This is a genomic window from Pseudarthrobacter sp. MDT1-40-2, assembly GCF_059383595.1.
On the sequence record NZ_JBWZCL010000002.1, the window covers coordinates 57,795 to 77,799 of the forward strand.

Sequence of the window (20,005 nt, forward strand, 5' to 3'; positions counted from 1 at the left end):
GCATCCACCAAGGGGGAAATATGAAGACAGTTGTTATCGCAGGGGCTGGGGGTTACATCGGCCAGGACTTCCGGCGGCGGTTCACAGCGGACGGCTGGACGGTCCGCACCATCGGCCGCAGTGCTGACAACAACGCCACCTGGTCCGACGGCGACGCCATCACCAGGACGGTTGACGGCGCCGATCTGCTGATCAACCTCGCCGGACGTTCCGTAAACTGCCGCTACAACGCTCGGAATCGCGCCCAAATCCTCACCTCCCGGGTGAGTACGACGGCGGCACTCGGCAATGCGGTCGGGCGCAGCGCTGCTCCCCCGGCCACCTGGCTGAACGCCAGCACAGGAACCATTTACCGTCACGCGGAGGACCGGCCCCAAGGCGAAAGTGACGGCGAGTTGGGTACGGGCTTTTCGGTGGAGATCGCTCGCGCCTGGGAGGACATACTGGAAGCCGCGGATACGCCCCGGACGCGCAAGATTCCGCTGCGCATCTCCATTGTTTTGGGCCCGGGCGGCGGAGTGATGCGGCCGCTGCGCAACCTCGCACGGCTGGGATTGGGCGGCGCCATGGGCAAGGGCAGCCAGAAGTTCAGCTGGGTTCATCTTGACGACCTCTACCGGGCCACGCTGTTTATTGCGGCCCGGGCTGACATCACGGGGCCGGTCAACATTGCCTCGCCTGAGGTTGTGGACAACCGAGGGCTGATGCGGCTGGTGAGAAAGGCCTACGGGATAGAACGAGGCGTTCCCACGCCGGCATGGCTCCTGGAACTGGGCGCCGTCCTGATCGGGACAGAGACTGAGCTGGTTCTCAAAAGCCGCTGGGTCCATCCGCGAAAACTGCTGGATGCCGGTTTCACGTTCAAGCACCCCACCCTAGGCGATGCGCTGACGGCCATCGCGAGAGACGCAGCATGAGCCGGCCGCGGCGGGTAGTCCTGGGTACCACGGCTATCTTCGCGGGATCGGCTGCGAGCCTGGCCTGCTTGGCTGCCATGCTGATGGTGCTCCTGGGATTCTCCCTCCACCCGGCGGCTGTCTTGTTCGCTACCCTGCTTTATGGTTCAGTGCCAGCGGTCGCACTGGGCTTCTGCTGTGGAGCGCCACTGGCGATTCTTCTGCATCCTGTCAGGAACCAGTGGCTACACGTGGCGGCCTTTACCGGTTTAGGTGCCGGCATCGGTCCCGCGCTTGCTGCGCTCACCAGGCTCAGCACCGGCCCGGACCCTGGATTCATGGCGCTCGCAGCGGCCGTCATGGGGCTCTCCCTAGGCGTGGGCCGGCTGAGCGTCTGGAAGCTGGCGCGGACCAACGATGACAACGTCGAGCTTGTTTCCGATCCCGGCACCCTGCCTTCGGATGGCAGGATAGAACCATGACTTCTGTAGCAGCTGCAGCCGCATCCACCCTGCCCGCTCCCGATCTTCCTGCTGTGGTCCTGACCATCGCGGGCTCCGAAGCGACCGGCGGCGCCGGCGCCCAGGCGGACTTGAAGACCTTCCAGGAACTGGGTGTCTTCGGCATCGCGAACCTGACATGCATCGTCTCCTTCAACCCGAAGGACGACTGGAACCACCGCTTTGTGCCGGTGGACCAGCAGGTCATCGCGGACCAACTGGAAGCCACGACGGCGGCATACGGTGCCGGGTCCGGTGCACCGTCTGTGATGGACACCGTGAAGATCGGCATGCTGGGCAGCCCTGCCACCATTTCCACAGTGGAGGACGCGCTGTCCGCTGGCTCGTTCACCAACGTCGTGCTGGATCCGGTACTCATTTGCAAGGGCCAAGAGCCGGGGCATGCTCTGGACACGGACCAGGCCCTCAAGGCGCAGATTCTGCCGCTGGCCACGTTCGTCACACCCAACCACTTCGAGGCGGAGTCGCTGTCCGGGATGACGATCACAGACGTCGAATCCCTCAAGGCGGCGGCCGTGAAGATCCACGAGCTGAGCGGCGCAGCAGTCCTCGCCAAAGGCGGGGTACGGCTGGAAGGCCCGGACGCCGTCGACGTCTTCTACGACGGTGAGACGCTGGAAGTGCTGTCCACGCTCAAGATTGGTGAGGTGGCCGTGTCAGGTGCCGGGTGCTCGCTTGCCGCCGCGGTGACCGCCGAACTGGCCAAGGGCGCCACCCCGCTGGAAGCCGCCCGCACTGCCAAGGAGTTCGTGACGGCCGGCATCAAGAACCGCGTGGCCTCGGGTGCTCCATTTGACGCACTGTGGCAGGGCGGCACCCGCTAAGCACGGCAGGAGAAGACACAAAAAGCTGCTCCCTGTTACTACAGGGAGCAGCTTCTGCATGTGGTGCTGACTGACGTCTGGTGCTGCGAAGCTTTAGCGTCCGAACGTCGGATTCGAGTGCTTGATCAGGTCCAGCGCCTGCTGTGGGAACCATGCTCCTGCTGCAGGATCGACGATTCCCCACTCCGGATCGACCGCGCCGGAACCCAGGCCGCGGTTGCACTCGCCGTCGGATTCCCCGGGCACTTTAACCCAGAGGAAAGCATCGGCGAGTTCGTTGCCGGTATCCGTGGTGGGGGCGATGCCCAGGCCCCTGGCCGGTGGGTTGCACCAGGTCTGGGGGTCCGGGTAGGTGCGCTCTGGTGTCCAGGGCCCCTGCCCGTTACGGCTTGTGTCGATGACGAAGTGGGCAAGGTCGTCGGAACCGGGAGCGTTGGAGGCCTTGTCCACGTTCGCTTCGTACCATGCATCGGTCAACGTCCAGGTTGAGAAGTCATTCGAGGACGCAGGATAGTACTGGCTTCCGCAGGCCCCGAAGTTCCCGGGATTTATTTCCGTCGCGTAGTAGATGCACTTGGAAATCCAGGTACCGAATTTGAGTTGCTTGTCGGTCAACTCATAGTTCGAAACATTCAGAAAGAACCCATCGGCTCTCTGAACTCCTGCCTTAACAAGCCGGTCTGCTGCGTCCCCTACGCTCAACCAGCCACTGTGTGTCCCATCGAGGTACACACTCGTTTCGGGCAGGGCCTTGAGGGTATCCACCGCGTAGTTGAGCATTTCAAAGCGATCTGCGGCCGCGGTTTCGGCGTCAGCCTCGGCGGGCTGGCACCACTCCGGGCTCGTACTGTTGTAGGGCGTGTACCAGGGGATGATCCCGAGTCCGTCGGTCTCGAGGATGATGACAGCCTCCCGGTCCTCGATGCCAGCGGCAACTCCATCAATCCAGGCCTTGTATTCGTCAACGGTGGAAGCACCACCGGCTGAGTACTGGGAGCAATCCCTGAACGGCAGGTTGTAGGCAGACAATACCGGAATCTGTCCCTTACCCTCCGCCCGATGGGTCGTCTGGCGCACCTGTTGCTCGACCTGCTGAGGGGTTCCTGACGTCACCCATACAGCCTGCGGGGTCGAAATGAGCTCCCTGAGCTGCTCAGCAGACCTGTGGTCCCCTGACGCCCGTAGTTTTGCCGACTGCCGCAGAGCTTCCTGGTAATGGTTCTGCTGCTCAACGTAAAAACGGGATCCGTCTGCGATATCAGCGGACGCAGCGGGAGCTGAGAGGGACATGGCGGCGAATGAGGTCGCCGCCACCACAGCTCCCAGTTTAGACAGCGAGAATAGCGATCTTTTGAACATCTGCGCTCCTTCGAGCAGTAGTGGGCATCTTGGAAAGTGTCGTTCCCGGCGCCTTCGTGGAAGCGCTCCCACAAAGTATGTGTGCTGCAGGTCACGCCGTCAACCAGTAGCGTGCTGACGAGACATGCCGGGGTGGCTGCCACTCTTACTGGCGAAGGGCAGGAAGAGCGGTTCCAACGGAAAGAGGGTTGAGAGCGCTCCCATGGAGAGTGGCTTATCCGCGGGCAGATGATGGCGTCGCTGCTGGAAGAATCCACCGCTGGTGTCGTATCGTCTAGATAATGGACGCTCAAACGCTTGGGTCCGGTCATCCCATCTCACGACGGCCAAGCAACCCCACGCTGGAGGACCTGGCCCACGCTGCCGGGGTGTCTCGATCAACCGCGTCACGAGCAATCAACGGGGGATACAAAGTCAGCCCGCAGGCTCGCGACGCAGTGGATCGCGCCGTCGCCGCCCTCGGTTACATTCCCAACCACGCGGCCCGGAGCCTGGTGACCCGCCGGACGTCCTCGATCGCGCTGGTTATACCGGAGCCGGATGTCCGCGTCATGATGGATCCTTTCTTCGCCGTTGTGATCACCAGCATCACGGAAGCCCTTCGTGAGACCGACGTGCAACTGGTGCTGCTGATGTCCAGGACCGGCGACGACTCGTCACGCACCCTGCGGTACCTGCGGGGCGGCCACGTTGACGGTGCCATCGTCGTCTCACACCACAAGGCCGACTCCTGGGGGAAATTACTCGCTGAAACAAGCCTTCCATCCATCTTTATTGGCCGGCCGTGGGACACGACATCCGATGTGACCTACGTAGATGCGGACAACTACGAGGGTGGGCGGCAGGCGGCACGACATCTCGCTTCCACAGGTCGCACCCGGCTAGGGACCATTGCCGGTCCGGTGGACATGACGGCAGCAACAGACCGACTGGCAGGTTGGAAGGAAGGACTACGTGAGGCGGGACTGTCCCAAGGGCCTATAGTCCATGCTGATTTCTCTACCGCAGGAGGGCAGGAGGCCGCTCTTCGTTTGCTGGCTGGCAACCCGCACCTCGATGGCATATTTGCCGCGTCGGACCTCATGGCTCTTGGGGTGATGAGTGCCTTGGCCAGTAAAGGCCGCTCAGTCCCGGACGATGTTGCCCTCATCGGTTACGACAACCATGCGATCGCTGCTACCACCGCCGTCCCGCTGACCACCATCACCCAGCCCATGGCCGCCATGGCAAGCAAAGCCGCTGACATGCTTTTGCAGAAGTTGGATGCTCCCGATGCCGGGCAGGTCCCTTTCATCTACCCAGCTCAGCTCATCATCAGATCAAGCACGCCCTCCATCCAGATGGAAGGCGGCGCCCGCTAGGAGGCACTCCCCGCGGCCTCGGCGACCAGCGCTTCGGCCATGAGGGCTGACGTCCGGACGATAAAGGCGCGACGCCGGTTCGCCCGGTCCGGCGCCTCTCCCGCCATCAGCGCGTCCACCTGCGGCAGCGCTACCCAACCATCGCACAGCGTCACGACGGTAAGGAGCAGTTCGGCCGCGTCGGCCCTGTGGATACCGGGCAGGACTGACTGGACCTGGCCTACCTTGGTGGCGCAGTGATCCGCCCGTGTGGCGCGGTCCACAGTGTCCCGGCCGCGCTCCAGTCCCTCCCAGAAAAGCAGCCGCGGCAGCACCCCGTCCCTGCTGTGCCGGTCAAAGAGGCGGCCGGCGTAGTCGCCGAAGGCTTCCGGCCCGTGCCCTTTGATGGGCACCTCAGTCATTACCCGGACCATTTCCGCCGCCAGGACGGCGTCGAAGAGATCGTCCTTCTTACCGAAGTACTGGTAGATCCGCTCTTTGTTGACGCCGGCGGCAGCTGCGATCCGGTCCACACGTGCGCCGGCCAGGCCCTTATCGCTGAATTCAGCCGTAGCAGCGGTCAGCAGCAGTTCCTTGGTGCGTTCAACATTCCAGGCCATGAACCCATTTTACGCAAATTCCAACTAACCAGTTGCACTTGGGCATTTGCGGGACTAGAGTCGCATCCATCAAATGCAACTAGACAGTTGGAGATTGTCGTGAACAGCATGCCCAGCCCCGAACCCACCACCCTCGCGGCAGACGCTCCCCTCCCAGCACCCAACGGACCGTCCGTCCACATCCGGGCCGTCATCACCTGGCTGGCCATTTTCCCGCTGGTTGCGATCGCCATGATGGCTTCAGCACCGCTCATGGAAGAGTGGCATCCGGTACTGCGGTCCTTTGCGCTCACCCTGGTAGTGGTTCCGGCAGCCGTCTACGTGGTGGTACCCCGGCTCTTCGCCGGCTACGGTGCCCTGATGCGCCGGCGCAGCGCCAGACGTTAAGGCGCACCACGCAACTATCGCGGGTCGCCGATCTGACCCATAAATAAGGGCATGCCGGTCTCCAGGTGCACTATCTGGTACTGGAACGGCCTGTCGAAACTGATGCTCAGGTCAGGTTCAGCAATCCCGCTTACCTCCATGGCGATCTGTGTTACGGCGGCGGCAACTGTGCCTTTTTCGGCCACGGTGATGTTGGCGGCCTGGGCGGCGGCGCTGACAAAAGCTCCACGCTGGATGTTGTCGAAGTCTGTGGTGGTGGACAGCATGATGTCCAGGCCCAGTTTCCGCAGGACCTCCATCAGTTCGAACTTGCTCTCGTGGTCCCACTTGGGCAGATCAAGAGCAACGTTCGACGGCGTCACGCCCTCAAGTGCCTCGGCCACCAACCCCAACTCATCGGCGTCGAGCATCTGCTGCGGCGCATCAGCATCCGGCAGCACCAACCGCATGGCGAAACCTTCCGCGTACGGCAGGTCGATGGCCCGCCAGCCGTCGCCTTCGGCATACGCGGCCCGAACGTACCCGGCCATGGTGGGGACGTCCACCGTTTCGCCGGCCGCGGTAGTGAACGGACGGTCGTCCGTGGCTTCGGGCTTGAACGGGGCGTCCCAGGCAGCAGCCAGGTACAGGGTATTGAGGAGCGTAAGGGTGAAGTTTTGCTGGTACCGCACCGGGGCCTTCTTGATGCGGCCGCCGGTATGCTCTTCCACCCAGGAATCGATCATCGGTTCGGTGGTGGCCTGGTCGGTAAAGCCCAGCCGATACACGCCGGTCCCGTAGTGCCTGGCCAGGATGTTCAGATACTCCTCACCTGTTGGCACGTCTCGGTCAATGAACAGCCCGTTCGCGGGATGCATTACCGGTTTGCGTGGCGGGTCCTCCTCGTCCACTGAGGAGGGGTCGCCGTCGTACTCTTGCAGGGAGGCGAGCAGCGCGTTCATCCCCTCGTCACGCTTCTCCGGAAGCCCCAGCACCTGGTCCATTTCGGCGGCTGTCCGGCCCGTAGCGCCTGCCCGCAGCATCGAGAGTGCTATCAGCAGGCTGGCCGGCGAGGCCACCACATTCCCGTCGGTATTCCCGCCACCGTCGGCAAGAAGGGCGCTTCCGAGCTTCAGGGATGACTGCCGGAAAGCCTCCAGTTCGGCGGCGTAGTCACCCGTAGAAACTGACAGGCGCTCGACGTCGGCCTTCTCCAAAGCGGGTGGCGTGGGCTGCGGTGCGGGCGGGGCCGACGAACAGGCCGTCAGTGAGGCAACAGCACCCACGGCGATGATCCTGACAAGATTCCTGGGGTTCACGGTTTCCTCAGCTTTCCGAATGCGCCTGCAGGAATGAGTAAACCTCGGTTTCATCAACCCCTGGAAACGCACCCGGCGGCATCGCGGCCAGGAGGTGCGAGTGGGCCCGGGCGGACGGCCACGCGTTGCCGGCCCATGCCAATGCCAGCTCTGCGGGCGGGCGTTTGCAGCAGCTCTCGTCGGGACACATCGACTTGGACCGCTGCGTGGTATCCCTGCCACGGAACCATTTCACTTGCGCATACGGGACCCCGACGGAAAGCGAAAATTCACCGTTTGCCGAGCGCTCAGTCCGTGCAGTGCACCAGTACGTGCCCGAAGGGGTGTCCGTGTACTGGCTGTACGCGCTGAACTTGTCCGGCACATCGAACACCACCCGCGACGTCCACTGCTTGCACGACGGCTGGCCCTCAATGGCGCCCGTGTGATCCTGCGGGAACGTCACGCCGTCGTTCTCATAAGCCTTGTAGATGATGCCGCTCTGGTGCGTCTTCTGGAAGTGCGTGCGGATGTCCAGGTGCTCGGTGGCGAGGTTGGTGAAGCGGTGCGCCGCCGTTTCGTAGCTCACCGCGAAGGCGTCGCGGATGTCTTCCACAGCAATTTCCTTGGCCTGCTTGGCACGCTGCAGAAACTCGACAGTAGCTTTCTCCGGCAGCAGAAGGGCCGCAGCGAAATAGTTGGTGGCAACGCGTTGCATCAGGAAATCGGCATAGCTGGACGGCGTCTGGTGGCCCAGCACGTAGTGCCCCAAGGCCTGCAGCAGCACCGAACGCGGGTCGTGATCACTGCGTCCGCCCTGGGTCAGGTAAATTCGGTGATTCTTAAGGTCCGTGACCGAGCGGGTGGAATGCGGCAAATCGCTCACGTGGTGGAGGGTGAAACCCAGATGCCCGGCGATGTCCGCGATCACGTGCTGGGACAGCGGACCATGGGTATGCCCGACGCCGGCAAGCACCTTTTGCGCCTCCGCCTCGTATTCGGGGAAGTAGTTATTCCGCTCCCGCATCATGGCGCGCAGCTCACTGTTCGCCCGCCGGGCTTCCTCTGGGGTGGCGATTTGTTCATTCAGCTTTCGCTCAAGCTCCTGCTGCAGGCCCACCATGGACTCCAACACATCCATGGGAAGCCGAGAGCTGATGCGGATTTTAGGCAGGTTCAGGGACTCGTACAGCGGACTGCGCTGGTACCGTTCCAGCTCGATTTCCAGCGCCGCCCGCCGGTTGGGAGGCTCCGCGCCAAGCAGTTGATCGATGCCCACATTCAGGGCCGCGCTGAGCTGCTGCAGCAGTCCCAGCTTGGGTTCACGCTTGCCGTTTTCAATCAGGCTCAACTGGCTGGGCGCAGTCCCGACGGCGGCACTCAAGCCATCGAGCGTCAGCCCGGCTTCCTTACGCAGGTGCCTGATGCGGCGGCCCAGGCTGATGGCGTCCAGATCCGCCGAGGAAGGGGACGAGGCGGGGACTGTGGCGGTGCGGTTCCAGCTTGAAGGCGACATTTTTGAAGAATACGTGAAGAAGTGCGTTTCTTTCCATGCTTTGCCTCTGTTGAAGGGGTTGTAACTGCTGAAAAGTAGTCATTACGCAAAGAAGCACGGCTTCGATTAGCTCAACCGCCGGGACTTGGGTCTCGACAAGCTCGACCACCGGGGCAGCTATCGAAGCACAAACAAGGAGATTACCGATGACTGCAGCATTTGAGCCCACCCAGCAGCCTTCCGGCCAGGACGCAACCTCACAGGCCGCCGCATTGGAGCTCGAGTGGGCCGCTAACCCCCGTTGGGAAGGTGTGACCCGTGACTACAAGGCAGCGGATGTGGTCCGCCTCCGTGGCCGGGTGACCGAAGAGCACACCCTGGCCCGCCGCGGATCTGAGAAGCTGTGGAAGCAGCTCACCGAAGAGCACGCGACCGGCCAGTACACCAACGCCCTTGGCGCACTGACCGGCAACCAGGCGGTCCAGCAGGTCAAAGCCGGCCTGCGCGCCATCTACCTCTCCGGCTGGCAGGTAGCCGCCGACGCCAACAACTCCGGCCACACCTACCCGGACCAGTCCCTCTACCCGGCCAACTCGGTTCCCACCGTGGTCCGCCGCATCAACAACGCCCTGCTGCGGGCCGACCAGATCGAATTCGCCGAGGGTGTCCAGACCGTTGAAGACTGGCTGGTTCCGATCGTTGCCGACGCCGAAGCCGGCTTTGGCGGCCCGCTGAACGCCTACGAGCTCATGAAGTCCATGATCCAGGCCGGCGCTTCGGGCGTGCACTGGGAGGACCAGCTCGCTTCCGAAAAGAAGTGCGGTCACCTCGGCGGCAAGGTCCTCATCCCCACGCAGCAGCACGTCCGGACGCTCAACGCCGCCCGCCTCGCGGCCGACGTCGCCGGCACCCCGTCGGTGGTCATCGCCCGCACCGACGCTGAGGCAGCCACCCTGATCACCTCCGACGTCGACGAACGGGACCAGGAGTTCATCCTCCGCGAAGGGGGGCAGCCGGTCCGCACGGCCGAAGGCTTCTACAAAGTCCGCAACGGCATCGAACCCTGCATCGCCCGCGCCAAGGCCTATGCCCCGTACTCGGACCTCATCTGGATGGAGACGGGCACCCCGGACCTGGAGCTGGCCCGTACGTTCGCCGAAGCTGTCAAGGCCGAATTCCCTGACCAGATGCTTTCCTACAACTGCTCGCCGTCGTTCAACTGGCGCAAGCACCTGGACGACGCCACGATCGCTAAGTTCCAGCGCGAACTCGGCGCCATGGGCTTCACCTTCCAGTTCATCACCCTGGCCGGCTTCCACGCCCTGAACTACTCGATGTTCGACCTCGCCCACGGCTACGCCCGCGACGGCATGAGCGCCTACGTCGAACTCCAGGAAAAGGAATTCGCCTCCGAATCCCGCGGCTACACCGCAACGAAACACCAGCGCGAAGTCGGCACCGGCTACTTCGACGACATCGCTACTGCGCTCAACCCGAACGCATCAACCCTTGCCTTGGTGGGATCCACCGAAGAAGGCCAGTTCCACTAATCCCCAGCCGCCCCTCCACTCGCAAGCTTGCGAGGGAACCCGGCGGCCGTGGGCCCGCCCCGACGGCGGCAGTTGCTTCCGGCCTCCGGATCGGCGTCGCTCTGCCTGCTATTCCCCACGCCCGCCCCGTGACCTCGTAGAACTCGATCGGGGGCGGGCACAGGGCCCCTTTTACGCAGGCTGCCGCGGCACCGGCTCCTTCGGCTACACGCCCATGTCGCCGCGTGAGCTAAGCGTCGCCGTCGACCTTTCCTTCTTTCTTTAGGAGTTTGAGATGCATTCCTTTACTGACCCTGACACCAGTTCTTTCGCAAATGGCATTACGTTGACTGCGCAGCCTGTTTGCCGGCAGGACGAGATTCTTACTCCTGATGCGCTGGATTTCATTGCCCGGCTGCACCAGGCTACGGCGGGGCGGCGGCAGGAACTGCTGCAGGCCCGGCGGACCCGGCGGGCCGACATTGCAGCCGGCCAGGACCCGCGTTTCCTCCGCGAGACCGAACACATCCGTAATGATGACAGCTGGCGCGTCGCTCCCCCGGCTCCCGGTCTGGAGGACCGCCGGGTGGAAATCACCGGCCCCGTGGACAAGAAAATGACCATCAACGCCCTGAACTCCGGCGCGAAGGTGTGGTTGGCGGACATGGAAGATTCATCCACACCCACGTGGCGGAACGTCATCAAGGGCCAGCTGAACCTCATTGACGCCCTGGAGCGGCGCATCGATTTCACCACCGAGGAGGGCAAGGAATACCGGCTCCGCAGCGACGTCGAACTCCCCACCATCGTGGTGCGGCCGCGCGGTTGGCACCTACCGGAAAAACACATGATGATCGACGGCGGGCCCATCGCAGGCGGAATCGTTGACTTTGGACTGTTCTTCTTCCACAACGCCCGCCGTCTGCTGGCCCAAGGCAAGGGCCCCTACTTCTACCTGCCCAAGATCGAGAACCACCTCGAGGCCCGATTGTGGAACGACATCTTCGTCCTGGCCCAGGATTTGCTGGGCATACCGCAAGGCACCATCCGCGCCACGGTTCTGATCGAGACCATCACCGCATCCTTCGAAATGGAGGAAATCCTCTACGAGCTGCGCGATCACGCCGCCGGCCTGAACGCCGGACGCTGGGACTACATCTTCTCCCTGATCAAGAACTTCCGCACCCGCGGCCCCCGCTTTGTCCTGCCGGACCGGGCCCTGGTGACCATGACCCAGCCCTTCATGCGCTCCTACACCGAGCAGCTGGTCCGCGCCTGCCACAAGCGCGGCGCCATGGCCATCGGCGGAATGGCCGCCGCCGTCCCCAACCGCAAGGACCCCGCAGCCAACGCGATCGCGCTGGAGAAGGTCCGTGCAGACAAAACCCGGGAAGCCAACGACGGCTTCGACGGCTCCTGGGTGGCGCACCCCGACTTGGTGCCCATCTGCCGCGAAGTGTTCGACGGCGTACTGGGCAACCGTTCCAACCAGCTGGACCGTCTCCGCACAGACGTCACCCCCGATGATGCCGCCCTCATCGACATCACCGCGACCCAGGGCACCATCACTGAGAAGGGCATCCGCAATAACGTCGAGGTCGGGATCCGCTACATCGAGTCCTGGCTGCGTGGCAACGGCGCGGTGGCCATCCATAACCTGATGGAGGACGCCGCCACCGCGGAAATCTCCCGTTCCCAGCTGTGGCAATGGATGTATGCCCGGGCCATCACCGACGACGGCGAGATCGTCACCCACGAATGGGTGGGTGAACTTCTCGACGAGGAGTTCGCCAGGCTGGAGCGCTTCGACGGCGACCGGTTCGAGGACGCCCGGGACATCTTCGAGGAAGTCACCATGAGCCCGGAGTTCCCGTCCTTCCTCACCCTGCCTGCCTACGCCCGCTACCTCACCGAGGCACGGGAAAAAGCCACAGCAGAGGAACTCGCCGCCGCCTAACATCTCCGGTGGTTGAGCCCGTCGAAACCTGGTCTCGACAGGCTCGACCACCGGCACGTCAGCCGGGCCGGCACGCCCTTCGCAACAGGCACCCCGAGAGCCGGGGGCCGGCCCGGCTGCGGAAACCCCGTCCGGTTCCGCTGTTCGTCCGGGGGACGATACCTAGCGGCCCTTCGGCACCAGCCGCACTGACGCAGTGGTGCACACGAAGAACGTCAGCACAGAGACCAGCACCACCAGCAGTGCGGGCGTCCAGGAATCAGCCGAGGTGTGGACGAAACCCACCAGCGGGGGTGCAACAGCGGCAAAGCAGTAACCGACGCCCTGCACGGTGGCTGACATTCGGCCCGCGGAAGCCTGGTCCCGGGCCAACCGGATGATGGCGAGGAAGATCAGGGTGATGCCCCCGCCTTGAGCTATCCCGCCGGAAACGCACCACAACCACCAGAGCCCGGGTGCCATCAGCAGCCCCGCCGGTACGGCAAGCCAGAGCACACCCAGGGTGACCGCCGTCGTCGTCGTACTGAGATATTTAGCCGCGAAGGGCACGCCCAGCGCTCCCACGATCGCCAGCACCTGGAAAAGCGAGGATCCGGCGCCTGCTGCGGAAGCGGACATTCCCAGTTCGGCGTTCAGGTAGCTGGGCAGCCAGGCGGTAACACCGTAGTAGGAAAAGGCCTGCCCGGCGAAGCCCGCGGTGAGGCCGGCCGTGATCCATCCCGAGCCCTTGACGGCGTCTTTGCGGGCGTCGGGGTCTTTGTCATGAGTAATCCCCTGCGGCAGGAGGGCACGGCGCGGTCCAGTGGCCAGGATCCAGGCCACAATCGCTGCCACCGCAAAGATCCCAACGGCGGCAAGCGCCATGCGCCAGCCCGCCACCTCCGCCAGCGGCGCAGTGACCACGGACGTCAGAAAGGAGCCAATGTTGAGGGCTGCTGTGTAAACACCCATCGCGGTCCCCTGCCGCCGTGCGGAGAAGTCGCGCCGGATGATCAGCGGAACTGCGATGTTGCCGATGGTGATGGCCAGGCCAATTATCACCGTGCCCAGAATCACCATCGTCGGGCCGCCAGCCGAACGTACCACCACCCCGGCCAGCACGCCCAGGATAGTGAGTGTTACGGCAAATTCGGCACCATACTTGCGGGTGGCCAGCGATGCCAAGGGCGCTGCAAGCGAAAAACACAGCACCGGAATACTGGTCAGCAGGCCCAAAAGAACGGGTGAAAACCCCAGGTCCGCCTGCATCAGCCCAACCACGGGCGCAACTGCCACAAAGGGACCACGAAGGTTCAGGGCCAGGAGCGCAATACAGGCAATCAGGATTGCCCCGCCGGACATCCTGGACAGGAACTTGTTGCGCGGCGGTGGTGGGTTTTCATTCATCACCTTATTGCTATCACGCCCGTGGCTGCCTGATTTCCCACCCACACGCCTCACGCTGCTCTACGATGAAAGCCACCACGGAATGAAGGGCACGCCATGAAGCACCGTCTTGCAATCCTCGATGACTACCAGGACGTGGCCCAGGGGTTCGCAGACTGGACCGCACTGGAGCAGGACGGTGTCCAGGTCATGACCTTCCGGGAGCCCTTTCCATCCCAGGAGGCGATGGCGGCGGCACTTGCCGGGGTAACAATCATCATCGCCATGCGTGAGCGCACTGCCTTCCCTCGGGAAGTCCTGGAACAACTTCCCGCCCTGCAGCTCCTGGTCACCACCGGGATGGCAAATGCTGCAATCGACGTCGGAGCCGCCGAAGAGAACGGCGTCACTGTGTGTGGCACGCCGGGTTCCCCCGCTGCGGCGCCGGAGCTGACCTGGGCCCTGTTGCTGGCCGCCGCACGAAACCTCACTGCAGAGGAACGTTCCCTGCGGGCGGGCAGCTGGCAGACAACCGTGGGCTTCGAACTGGCCGGGAAGACGCTCGGGATTGTGGGAATGGGCAAGATCGGCCGCCGGATTGCGGGCTACGCCAATGCTTTCGGGATGGAGGTGCTCGCATGGAGCCAGAACCTCACAGCCGAGGCCGCCAAAGAGGCCGGTGCGCGGCTGGTCACCAAGGCGGAGCTGTTCCGGCTGTCCCATGTTGCAACCCTGCATCTGCGCCTCTCCGAGCGATCGGAAAACACGGTGACTGAGGAAGAACTGCGCCTGCTCGGGCCGGAAGGTATTTTGGTCAACACGGCCCGGGGCCCGTTGGTCAACCAGGATGATCTTGTCCGGGCGCTTTCCGAAGGATGGATTGCGGGAGCCGCACTGGATGTTTTTGACCAGGAACCTTTACCGCCGGGGCATCCGCTCCTGGCCACACCAAACACTGTGCTGTCACCCCATCTGGGATACGTCACCCGGGAGAGCTACCGGGAGTTCTACGGCGGGGCCTTCGAGGATGTCACAGCATGGCTGGCAGGCAAGCCTGTCCGCGTGCTCAGCCCCTGACACCGCCGGCTGTACTGGGCCAGGACGTTTGCAGTTTTGCCTCGACGGCCGCGGGGGACAACACGTACTGCGTCACCAGTTGACTGGCCCCCAGGATGGCGGCCTGGTCCGCTGCGATTGAGGGCGCAATCCGGAGGTGCGTGGTGGCCAGCGGCAGTGAGCGCCGGTAGACCACCTCGCGCACTCCAGCCATCAAGTGCTCGCCGGCCTGACCCAGGCTTCCTCCGATCACGATGACTGACGGATTCAGCAGGTTTACCACCGTCGCCAGCACGTCCCCCACATCCCGGCCGGCCTGGCGCAGCACGTGGATGGCCTCAGGATTGCCTTCCGCAACCAACCGCAGGACATCCGCCCCTTTGGCTGCCGGCAGGCCCCGTCGGCTCAACTCCGCAGCCAGCGCCGGGCCTGAGGCGAGCGCTTCCAGGCAGCCGGAATTGCCGCAGCGGCACAGGACGTCGTCGCCACGCGGAACGCGGACGTGCCCCAGATCTCCGGCGGTACCGTTGGCGCCTCGCTGCAATTCTCCGTTGCTGATGATGCCTGAGCCGATGCCGGTGGCCACCTTGATGAACAGGAAATTGTCTTCCATGGGCCAGTGGGCCGTCCGCTCGCCCAGGGCCATGATGTTCACGTCGTTGTCCACCAGCACGGGAACGGCCAGCGAGCGCTGGACGTACGTAACGACGTCGAACCCGTCCCAGCCAGGCATGATGGGCGGCTTCACGGGTTTTCCGCTGTGGTGTTCCACCGGACCCGGCAGCCCGATTCCGATTCCAGCCAACTGCTCCAGGCCCCACGTGGTCCGGGTAAGAAGGGCTTTCCCTTCCCGGATCACCCGGTTCAGCACCGCCTCGGGGCCGTCGGCGACCTCCTGCGCCAGGCGTTTTTCCACGATGACGCTCCCGCTCAGATCCGTCACTGCCACGATCACGTGCGTGGCGCCTACGTCAATGGCCAGCACAGCGCGTGCCGCGGGATTGAAGGCAAAGCGCGACGGCGGCCTGCCGCCGCTGGAGTTCGCCTCACCGGCAGGGCCAACCAGACCGGCGCTGATCAGGGCGTCGATGCGGGAAGCAACGGTGGAGCGGGCGAGACCCGTTGTAACGGCAAGTTCGGCGCGCGTGCGGGCTCGTCCGTCCCTGAGAAGCTGGAAGAGGTTTCCAGCACGCGAAAGGTTGCCGGCCTCCGGGACGGACGAAGGTCCGGCGACGGTTCCGGGTGCTGAAGTCATGCCTTTAGTGAAGCATGATTGCTTATTTGTGTCATTCGGCAGAAGACTGCCGGAGTAGTTCCACCTTTTGCTTGACGCTCGGCAAAAGTCACCCTAAGTTGAGGTGTGAGTGACGTCACCCTGGCCTAAGCGGCGGAATCCGGGCCACAGGGGGCCGCCCGTCAACCCACGATTACGAGGAGAGCCAGTGCCCTACTCCATTCAGCTGTACACGGTCCGCAAAGCCCTTGAGGAGGACCTTGCCGGAACCATCCGACGACTAGCCGACATCGGCTACACCATGGTTGAGCCCTACCGTTTCGTCGCCAAGGCCGACGAACTCAAGCGGGCCCTGGCCGAGAACAACCTCACTGCCCCGTCCGGCCATGCCCCCCTGCTCAGTGGCGACCAGGATGAGATTTTTGCTGCGGCTCAGCAGCTTGGCATCGGCACCGTGATAGACCCGAACGTTCCGATCGAGCGCTGGAATACGATCGAAAACATCACGGCGACTGCTGAACAGCTGAATACGGCTGCGGCGAAGGGCGCCGGGTACGGCGTACGGGTGGGCTACCACAACCATTGGTGGGAAGTTGAGTCAGTCATTGACGGCAAGACCGCCCTCGAGCATCTGGCAGACCACCTCAACCCCGAGGTCGTGCTGGAACTGGACACCTACTGGGCGGCAGTCGGCGGCCAGAACCCTGCCGAGCTTCTGGCCCGGCTCGGTGACCGGGTCACCTTTATTCACATCAAGGACGGCCCTGTCACTTCCGACCCGTCGAGCCAACTCGCCGTCGGCGCCGGCAAGATGCCCATATGGGACGTGCTGGAGGCGGCAGTATCCGTCGAAGCAACCGTGGTGGAACTCGATGACTTCAAGGGCGACATGTTCGAAGCCGTACAGGACAGCTATAACTACCTCAGCGCGGGAAAGGTATCCGTATGAGCCACGCGGCAGGAGCAGCCTTTGGTCCGTTGGGGTCAGGCCCGGTAGGCGTCGGCATCATCGGCGCCGGCGTCATCAGCAAGCAATACTTGGACAATCTCACCAGCTTCCCTGACATTCGCGTTGTAGCGATCGGTGACCTGTTCGAAGAGGCCGCTGCTACGCGGGCCGGCGAGTATGGGATTGCCATCCATGGCGGGATCGATGCTGTCCTCGGCCACCCCGAGGTGGAGATTGTCATCAATCTGACCATTCCCGCGGCGCACGTGGAAGTTGCTACCCAGGCCGTGAACGCCGGAAAGCATGTCTGGAGCGAAAAGCCGTTCTCACTGGATCGCGAAAGTGGCTTGGGCCTGCTCAAAGCTGCTGACGCGGCGGGCGTCAGGCTTGGATGCGCACCCGATACGTTCCTGGGCGCCGGGCTGCAAACGGCCCGACGGATGATCGAGCGCGGCGATATCGGAACTCCTCTGACCGCATTGACCCTGATGCAGTCACCCGGCCCGGAATCCTGGCACCCGAATCCCGCCTTTCTGTTCCAGGACGGAGCCGGCCCGCTGTTCGACATCGGACCGTATTACCTGACCGCGCTGGTCCAAACGTTCGGCAGCGTCCGCAAGGTCGGAGCATTCGGTTCCAAGTCGCGGGAAACACGCGTGATTGGCTCGGGACCCAAGGCCGGAGAGACGTTTGAGGTCACAGTCCCCACCCACGTCAGCTCCATCATTGAGTTCGAGAATGGAGAATCGTCGCAGAGCATCTTCAGCTTCGATTCACCGTTCAGGCGCGCAGGCTTCGTGGAAGTCACCGGCTCCGAAGCAACCATCGCTTTTCCGGACCCGAACAACTTCGACGGTGATGTCAGGATTTGTGCCCTCGGCTCCGATGACTGGACTACTGTTCCGTCCGTCGGCTCCACTGCCAGCCGGGGCGCAGGAGTACTGGAGATGGCCCGCGCCATCCGTGCGGGACGGCCGCATCGGGCACAGGGTGAGCTGGCTTTCCACATCCTGGACACGATGGCGTCTATCGCAGAGTCGATCGATAACCGGGCATTTGTGGATGTGGAAAGTTCCGCCGCAAAGGTGCCTGCACTGCCTGAGGACTGGGATCCCACGGCAGCAACGCTTTAGGCTTCGTGACCGAAGCCACGGGCCGCAGGGGCGCCCTCCCTTGGCCCCAAGGCTTGCGCCAGTGATTGCTCATCTTTAGACATGCCACCGAAACCGGCTCCTTCGGCCCCCGCCCAACCGGGGCTCCTGCTGACGGCAATGAATATACAAAGGAAATAAATGTCTTACTCCATCCAGCTGTACAGCCTGCGCGACGCTATGCAGGAGGACCTTCCTGGAACTATTAAGCGAGTCGCGGAGATCGGCTTCACACAGGTCGAACCGTACAATTTCGTGGCCACAGCCAAGGAACTCGGGGTTGCCCTCAGGGAAAACGGCCTCACCGCCCCTTCGGGTCACGCTCCGTTGTTGAGCCAGGACCAAGACGAGATCTTCGCCGCCGCCCAGGAACTGGGCATCGCCACCGTCATCGATCCTTTCCTTCCGGCGGAGCACTGGCAGGACGCACAAACCATCCAGGGCACCGCGGAGAAGCTCAACGCAGCAGCCAAGAAGGGTGCGAAGTACGGGATCCGGGTGGGTTACCACAACCATGCCTGGGAGCTGCAGTCCACCATTGAAGGCAAAACTGCTTTGGAGTACTTCGAGGGGCTCCTGGACCCGGAACTCGTCCTTGAAGTGGATACCTACTGGGTTGCTGTCGGCGGCCAGGACCCGGTTGAACTTCTGGCCCGCCTGGGCGACCGCGTCAGACTCATCCACATCAAGGACGGCCCGGCCACCACGGACACCAAGGCGCAGCAACCCGCCGGCCAAGGCACCATTCCCGTCCTGGAGGTCATCGCTGCCGCCACGTCCCTGGAAGTCGGCGTCGTTGAATTCGACGACTACTCCGGCGATATCTTTGAAGGCATCACCGAGAGCCTCAACTACCTGACCGGCGCCGGCCTTCCGGCAGCCAGTGGAACTGTTACACAGGAGGCAGGGGCATGAGTGCCGCTTTCTCCCCGTCAGAACGCAAAGGCCCCGTTGGAGTCGCCGTCATCGGTGCAGGCAACATCAGCAAACAGTATCTGGAGAACCTGACGGCTTTTCCTGACGTGTTGGTCCTGGTCATCGCGGACCTTTTCGCCGAGGCGGCGAAGGCACGCGCTGAAGAGTACGGTGTTCCGGAGTGGGGCGCGCCGGACCTGGCACTGAACCATCCCGACGTCGAACTGATCATCAACCTCACCATCCCTGCGGCGCATGTCGAAGTCGCAACTGCAGCGGTCAGGGCCGGCAAGCACGTCTGGACAGAGAAGCCGTTCTCGCTGGACCGTGAATCCGGCCTGGGCCTGCTCAAACTGGCCGACGCCGCCGGCATCCGGCTGGGCACCGCACCGGACACGTTCCTGGGGGCCGGCCTGCAGACCGCACGCCGAATCATCGAGCGCGGCGGCATCGGCACACCGCTCACCGCCATGACCGCATTCCAGACGCCCGGCCCGGAATCCTGGCACCCGAATCCTGCTTTCCTGTTCCAGCATGGCGCCGGCCCGCTGTTCGACATGGGCCCGTACTACATCACCGCCCTGGTTCAGACGTTCGGCCCGGTCCGCAAGGTGGCCGCAGTCGGCTCCTCCGCAAAGGCGACCCGCATTATTGGTTCCGGTCCAAAGGCAGGCGAGGAATTCGCGGTCGAGGTCCCCACGCATGTGTCCGCAATGGCCCAGTTCGAGGGCGGGCAGTCCTCTCACAGCGTGTTCAGCTTCGAGTCCCCGCGCCAACGCATGGGATTCGTGGAGATCACCGGAACAGAAGCGACGCTGTCGCTTCCGGACCCGAACTACTTCGATGGTGACCTGAAGCTTTGGCGTCCGGGCGCGGAAGAACCCGAGATCATCGCGTCCACCGGTCCGGCCAATGGCCGCGGGATGGGCGCATTGGACATGGCGCGTGCCATCCGCGCCGGCGTTCCGCACCGCGCGACCGGGGAACTTGCCTACCACGTAGTGGACACCATGGTCGCGGTTGCCGAGTCAGTGGAATCGGGCTCGTTCGTGGACGTCAGCAGCACCGCACCCGCCTCGGCTTCCCTCCCCGAGGACTGGGCTCCGGAAACCGCCACCCTCTAGAATCCC

Annotated in this window: 18 protein-coding genes; 12 read left to right on the forward strand and 6 right to left on the reverse strand. The window is 63.5% G+C overall.

Features of this window, described 5'->3' with window-relative positions; genetic code table 11:
• The first annotated feature begins 20 nt into the window (after positions 1-20).
• Genes AC50X5_RS06390 through AC50X5_RS06400 form a run of 3 tightly spaced genes read left to right on the forward strand, consistent with a single transcriptional unit; the run spans position 21 to position 2,241 of the window.
• The gene (locus tag AC50X5_RS06390) at positions 21-917 is read left to right on the forward strand and encodes a TIGR01777 family oxidoreductase (protein WP_494975288.1); all 897 of its coding nucleotides are present in this window, start codon (positions 21-23) and stop codon (positions 915-917) included.
• The gene (locus AC50X5_RS06395) at positions 914-1,378 is read left to right on the forward strand and encodes a hypothetical protein (protein ID WP_494975289.1); all 465 of its coding nucleotides are present in this window, start codon (positions 914-916) and stop codon (positions 1,376-1,378) included. The genes AC50X5_RS06390 and AC50X5_RS06395 overlap by 4 nt, the downstream gene beginning before the upstream one ends.
• Positions 1,375-2,241, forward strand: coding sequence for a hydroxymethylpyrimidine/phosphomethylpyrimidine kinase (locus AC50X5_RS06400; protein ID WP_494975290.1), 867 nt, complete (start codon positions 1,375-1,377; stop codon positions 2,239-2,241). The genes AC50X5_RS06395 and AC50X5_RS06400 overlap by 4 nt, the downstream gene beginning before the upstream one ends.
• A 93-nt stretch (positions 2,242-2,334) precedes the next feature.
• Here AC50X5_RS06400 and AC50X5_RS06405 read toward each other — a convergent pair whose 3' ends face one another.
• Positions 2,335-3,600, reverse strand: coding sequence for a glycoside hydrolase family 6 protein (locus AC50X5_RS06405; RefSeq protein ID WP_494975291.1), 1,266 nt, complete (start codon positions 3,598-3,600; stop codon positions 2,335-2,337).
• 281 nt (positions 3,601-3,881) lie between these two features.
• Between AC50X5_RS06405 and AC50X5_RS06410 the strand changes: the two genes are divergently transcribed.
• Entirely contained in the window at positions 3,882-4,961 is a 1,080-nt protein-coding gene (locus AC50X5_RS06410) for a LacI family DNA-binding transcriptional regulator (RefSeq protein WP_494975292.1), read from the forward strand.
• On the opposite strand, the gene AC50X5_RS06415 is transcribed toward AC50X5_RS06410, so the two are convergent.
• On the reverse strand, positions 4,958-5,560 hold the full coding sequence (locus tag AC50X5_RS06415; protein ID WP_494975293.1) for a TetR/AcrR family transcriptional regulator: 603 nt from the start codon (positions 5,558-5,560) through the stop codon (positions 4,958-4,960). The two genes, AC50X5_RS06410 and AC50X5_RS06415, sit on opposite strands and share 4 nt — an antisense overlap.
• A 108-nt stretch (positions 5,561-5,668) precedes the next feature.
• Here AC50X5_RS06415 and AC50X5_RS06420 point away from each other — a divergent pair, with 108 nt between their 5' ends.
• On the forward strand, positions 5,669-5,947 hold the full coding sequence (locus tag AC50X5_RS06420; protein ID WP_494976047.1) for a hypothetical protein: 279 nt from the start codon (positions 5,669-5,671) through the stop codon (positions 5,945-5,947).
• Positions 5,948-5,961: 14 nt separating this feature from the next.
• Here the strand turns inward: AC50X5_RS06420 and AC50X5_RS06425 are convergent, their stop codons facing one another.
• Positions 5,962-7,245 carry a serpin family protein gene (locus AC50X5_RS06425; protein WP_494975294.1) on the reverse strand — a complete coding sequence of 428 codons (1,284 nt, stop codon included), beginning with the start codon at positions 7,243-7,245 and terminating at the stop codon, positions 5,962-5,964.
• Positions 7,246-7,252: 7 nt separating this feature from the next.
• Positions 7,253-8,740, reverse strand: a complete 1,488-nt coding sequence (locus AC50X5_RS06430) for a helix-turn-helix domain-containing protein (protein WP_494975295.1) — start codon at positions 8,738-8,740, stop codon at positions 7,253-7,255.
• Positions 8,741-8,925: 185 nt separating this feature from the next.
• Here AC50X5_RS06430 and aceA point away from each other — a divergent pair, with 185 nt between their 5' ends.
• Both aceA and aceB read left to right on the forward strand, forming a co-directional pair.
• Positions 8,926-10,269, forward strand: a complete 1,344-nt coding sequence (gene aceA / locus AC50X5_RS06435; protein WP_494975296.1) for an isocitrate lyase — start codon at positions 8,926-8,928, stop codon at positions 10,267-10,269.
• Positions 10,270-10,543: 274 nt separating this feature from the next.
• The gene (aceB, locus tag AC50X5_RS06440; RefSeq protein ID WP_494975297.1) at positions 10,544-12,205 is read left to right on the forward strand and encodes a malate synthase A; all 1,662 of its coding nucleotides are present in this window, start codon (positions 10,544-10,546) and stop codon (positions 12,203-12,205) included.
• 162 nt (positions 12,206-12,367) lie between these two features.
• Here the strand turns inward: aceB and AC50X5_RS06445 are convergent, their stop codons facing one another.
• Positions 12,368-13,591: an MFS transporter gene (locus tag AC50X5_RS06445; protein WP_494975298.1), complete on the reverse strand. Its 1,224-nt coding sequence runs from the start codon at positions 13,589-13,591 to the stop codon at positions 12,368-12,370.
• 96 nt (positions 13,592-13,687) lie between these two features.
• On the opposite strand from AC50X5_RS06445, the gene AC50X5_RS06450 reads away from it, so the two are divergent.
• Complete coding sequence (locus AC50X5_RS06450) at positions 13,688-14,647, forward strand: D-2-hydroxyacid dehydrogenase family protein (RefSeq protein ID WP_494975299.1); 960 nt, start codon at positions 13,688-13,690, stop codon at positions 14,645-14,647.
• Here the strand turns inward: AC50X5_RS06450 and AC50X5_RS06455 are convergent.
• Positions 14,637-15,881, reverse strand: a complete 1,245-nt coding sequence (locus AC50X5_RS06455) for an ROK family transcriptional regulator (RefSeq protein WP_494975300.1) — start codon at positions 15,879-15,881, stop codon at positions 14,637-14,639. The genes AC50X5_RS06450 and AC50X5_RS06455 overlap by 11 nt on opposite strands.
• A 187-nt stretch (positions 15,882-16,068) precedes the next feature.
• On the opposite strand from AC50X5_RS06455, the gene AC50X5_RS06460 reads away from it, so the two are divergent.
• The 4 genes from AC50X5_RS06460 to AC50X5_RS06475 all read left to right on the forward strand — a co-directional run bounded on the left by AC50X5_RS06460 (position 16,069) and on the right by AC50X5_RS06475 (position 19,999).
• Positions 16,069-16,809, forward strand: a complete 741-nt coding sequence (locus AC50X5_RS06460; RefSeq protein WP_494975301.1) for a sugar phosphate isomerase/epimerase family protein — start codon at positions 16,069-16,071, stop codon at positions 16,807-16,809.
• The gene (locus tag AC50X5_RS06465; RefSeq protein ID WP_494975302.1) at positions 16,806-17,942 is read left to right on the forward strand and encodes a Gfo/Idh/MocA family protein; all 1,137 of its coding nucleotides are present in this window, start codon (positions 16,806-16,808) and stop codon (positions 17,940-17,942) included. The genes AC50X5_RS06460 and AC50X5_RS06465 overlap by 4 nt, the downstream gene beginning before the upstream one ends.
• A 159-nt stretch (positions 17,943-18,101) precedes the next feature.
• Complete coding sequence (locus tag AC50X5_RS06470; protein WP_494975303.1) at positions 18,102-18,875, forward strand: sugar phosphate isomerase/epimerase family protein; 774 nt, start codon at positions 18,102-18,104, stop codon at positions 18,873-18,875.
• Positions 18,872-19,999, forward strand: a complete 1,128-nt coding sequence (locus AC50X5_RS06475) for a Gfo/Idh/MocA family protein (protein WP_494975304.1) — start codon at positions 18,872-18,874, stop codon at positions 19,997-19,999. Before AC50X5_RS06470 ends, AC50X5_RS06475 begins: the two co-directional genes overlap by 4 nt.
• Positions 20,000-20,005: the final 6 nt, after the last annotated feature.

Bases quoted from the DNA above. Each gene is read 5' to 3' on its own strand.
- AC50X5_RS06390 (WP_494975288.1), top strand. From the start codon at position 21: ATGAAGACAGTTGTTATCGCAGGGGCTGGGGGTTACATCGGCCAGGAC.
- AC50X5_RS06395 (WP_494975289.1), top strand. From the start codon at position 914: ATGAGCCGGCCGCGGCGGGTAGTCCTGGGTACCACGGCTATCTTCGCG.
- AC50X5_RS06400 (WP_494975290.1), top strand. From the start codon at position 1,375: ATGACTTCTGTAGCAGCTGCAGCCGCATCCACCCTGCCCGCTCCCGAT.
- AC50X5_RS06405 (WP_494975291.1), bottom strand. From the start codon at position 3,600: ATGTTCAAAAGATCGCTATTCTCGCTGTCTAAACTGGGAGCTGTGGTG.
- AC50X5_RS06410 (WP_494975292.1), top strand. From the start codon at position 3,882: ATGGACGCTCAAACGCTTGGGTCCGGTCATCCCATCTCACGACGGCCA.
- AC50X5_RS06415 (WP_494975293.1), bottom strand. From the start codon at position 5,560: ATGGCCTGGAATGTTGAACGCACCAAGGAACTGCTGCTGACCGCTGCT.
- AC50X5_RS06420 (WP_494976047.1), top strand. From the start codon at position 5,669: ATGCCCAGCCCCGAACCCACCACCCTCGCGGCAGACGCTCCCCTCCCA.
- AC50X5_RS06430 (WP_494975295.1), bottom strand. From the start codon at position 8,740: ATGTCGCCTTCAAGCTGGAACCGCACCGCCACAGTCCCCGCCTCGTCC.
- aceA (WP_494975296.1), top strand. From the start codon at position 8,926: ATGACTGCAGCATTTGAGCCCACCCAGCAGCCTTCCGGCCAGGACGCA.
- aceB (WP_494975297.1), top strand. From the start codon at position 10,544: ATGCATTCCTTTACTGACCCTGACACCAGTTCTTTCGCAAATGGCATT.
- AC50X5_RS06445 (WP_494975298.1), bottom strand. From the start codon at position 13,591: ATGAATGAAAACCCACCACCGCCGCGCAACAAGTTCCTGTCCAGGATG.
- AC50X5_RS06450 (WP_494975299.1), top strand. From the start codon at position 13,688: ATGAAGCACCGTCTTGCAATCCTCGATGACTACCAGGACGTGGCCCAG.
- AC50X5_RS06455 (WP_494975300.1), bottom strand. From the start codon at position 15,881: ATGACTTCAGCACCCGGAACCGTCGCCGGACCTTCGTCCGTCCCGGAG.
- AC50X5_RS06465 (WP_494975302.1), top strand. From the start codon at position 16,806: ATGAGCCACGCGGCAGGAGCAGCCTTTGGTCCGTTGGGGTCAGGCCCG.
- AC50X5_RS06470 (WP_494975303.1), top strand. From the start codon at position 18,102: ATGTCTTACTCCATCCAGCTGTACAGCCTGCGCGACGCTATGCAGGAG.
- AC50X5_RS06475 (WP_494975304.1), top strand. From the start codon at position 18,872: ATGAGTGCCGCTTTCTCCCCGTCAGAACGCAAAGGCCCCGTTGGAGTC.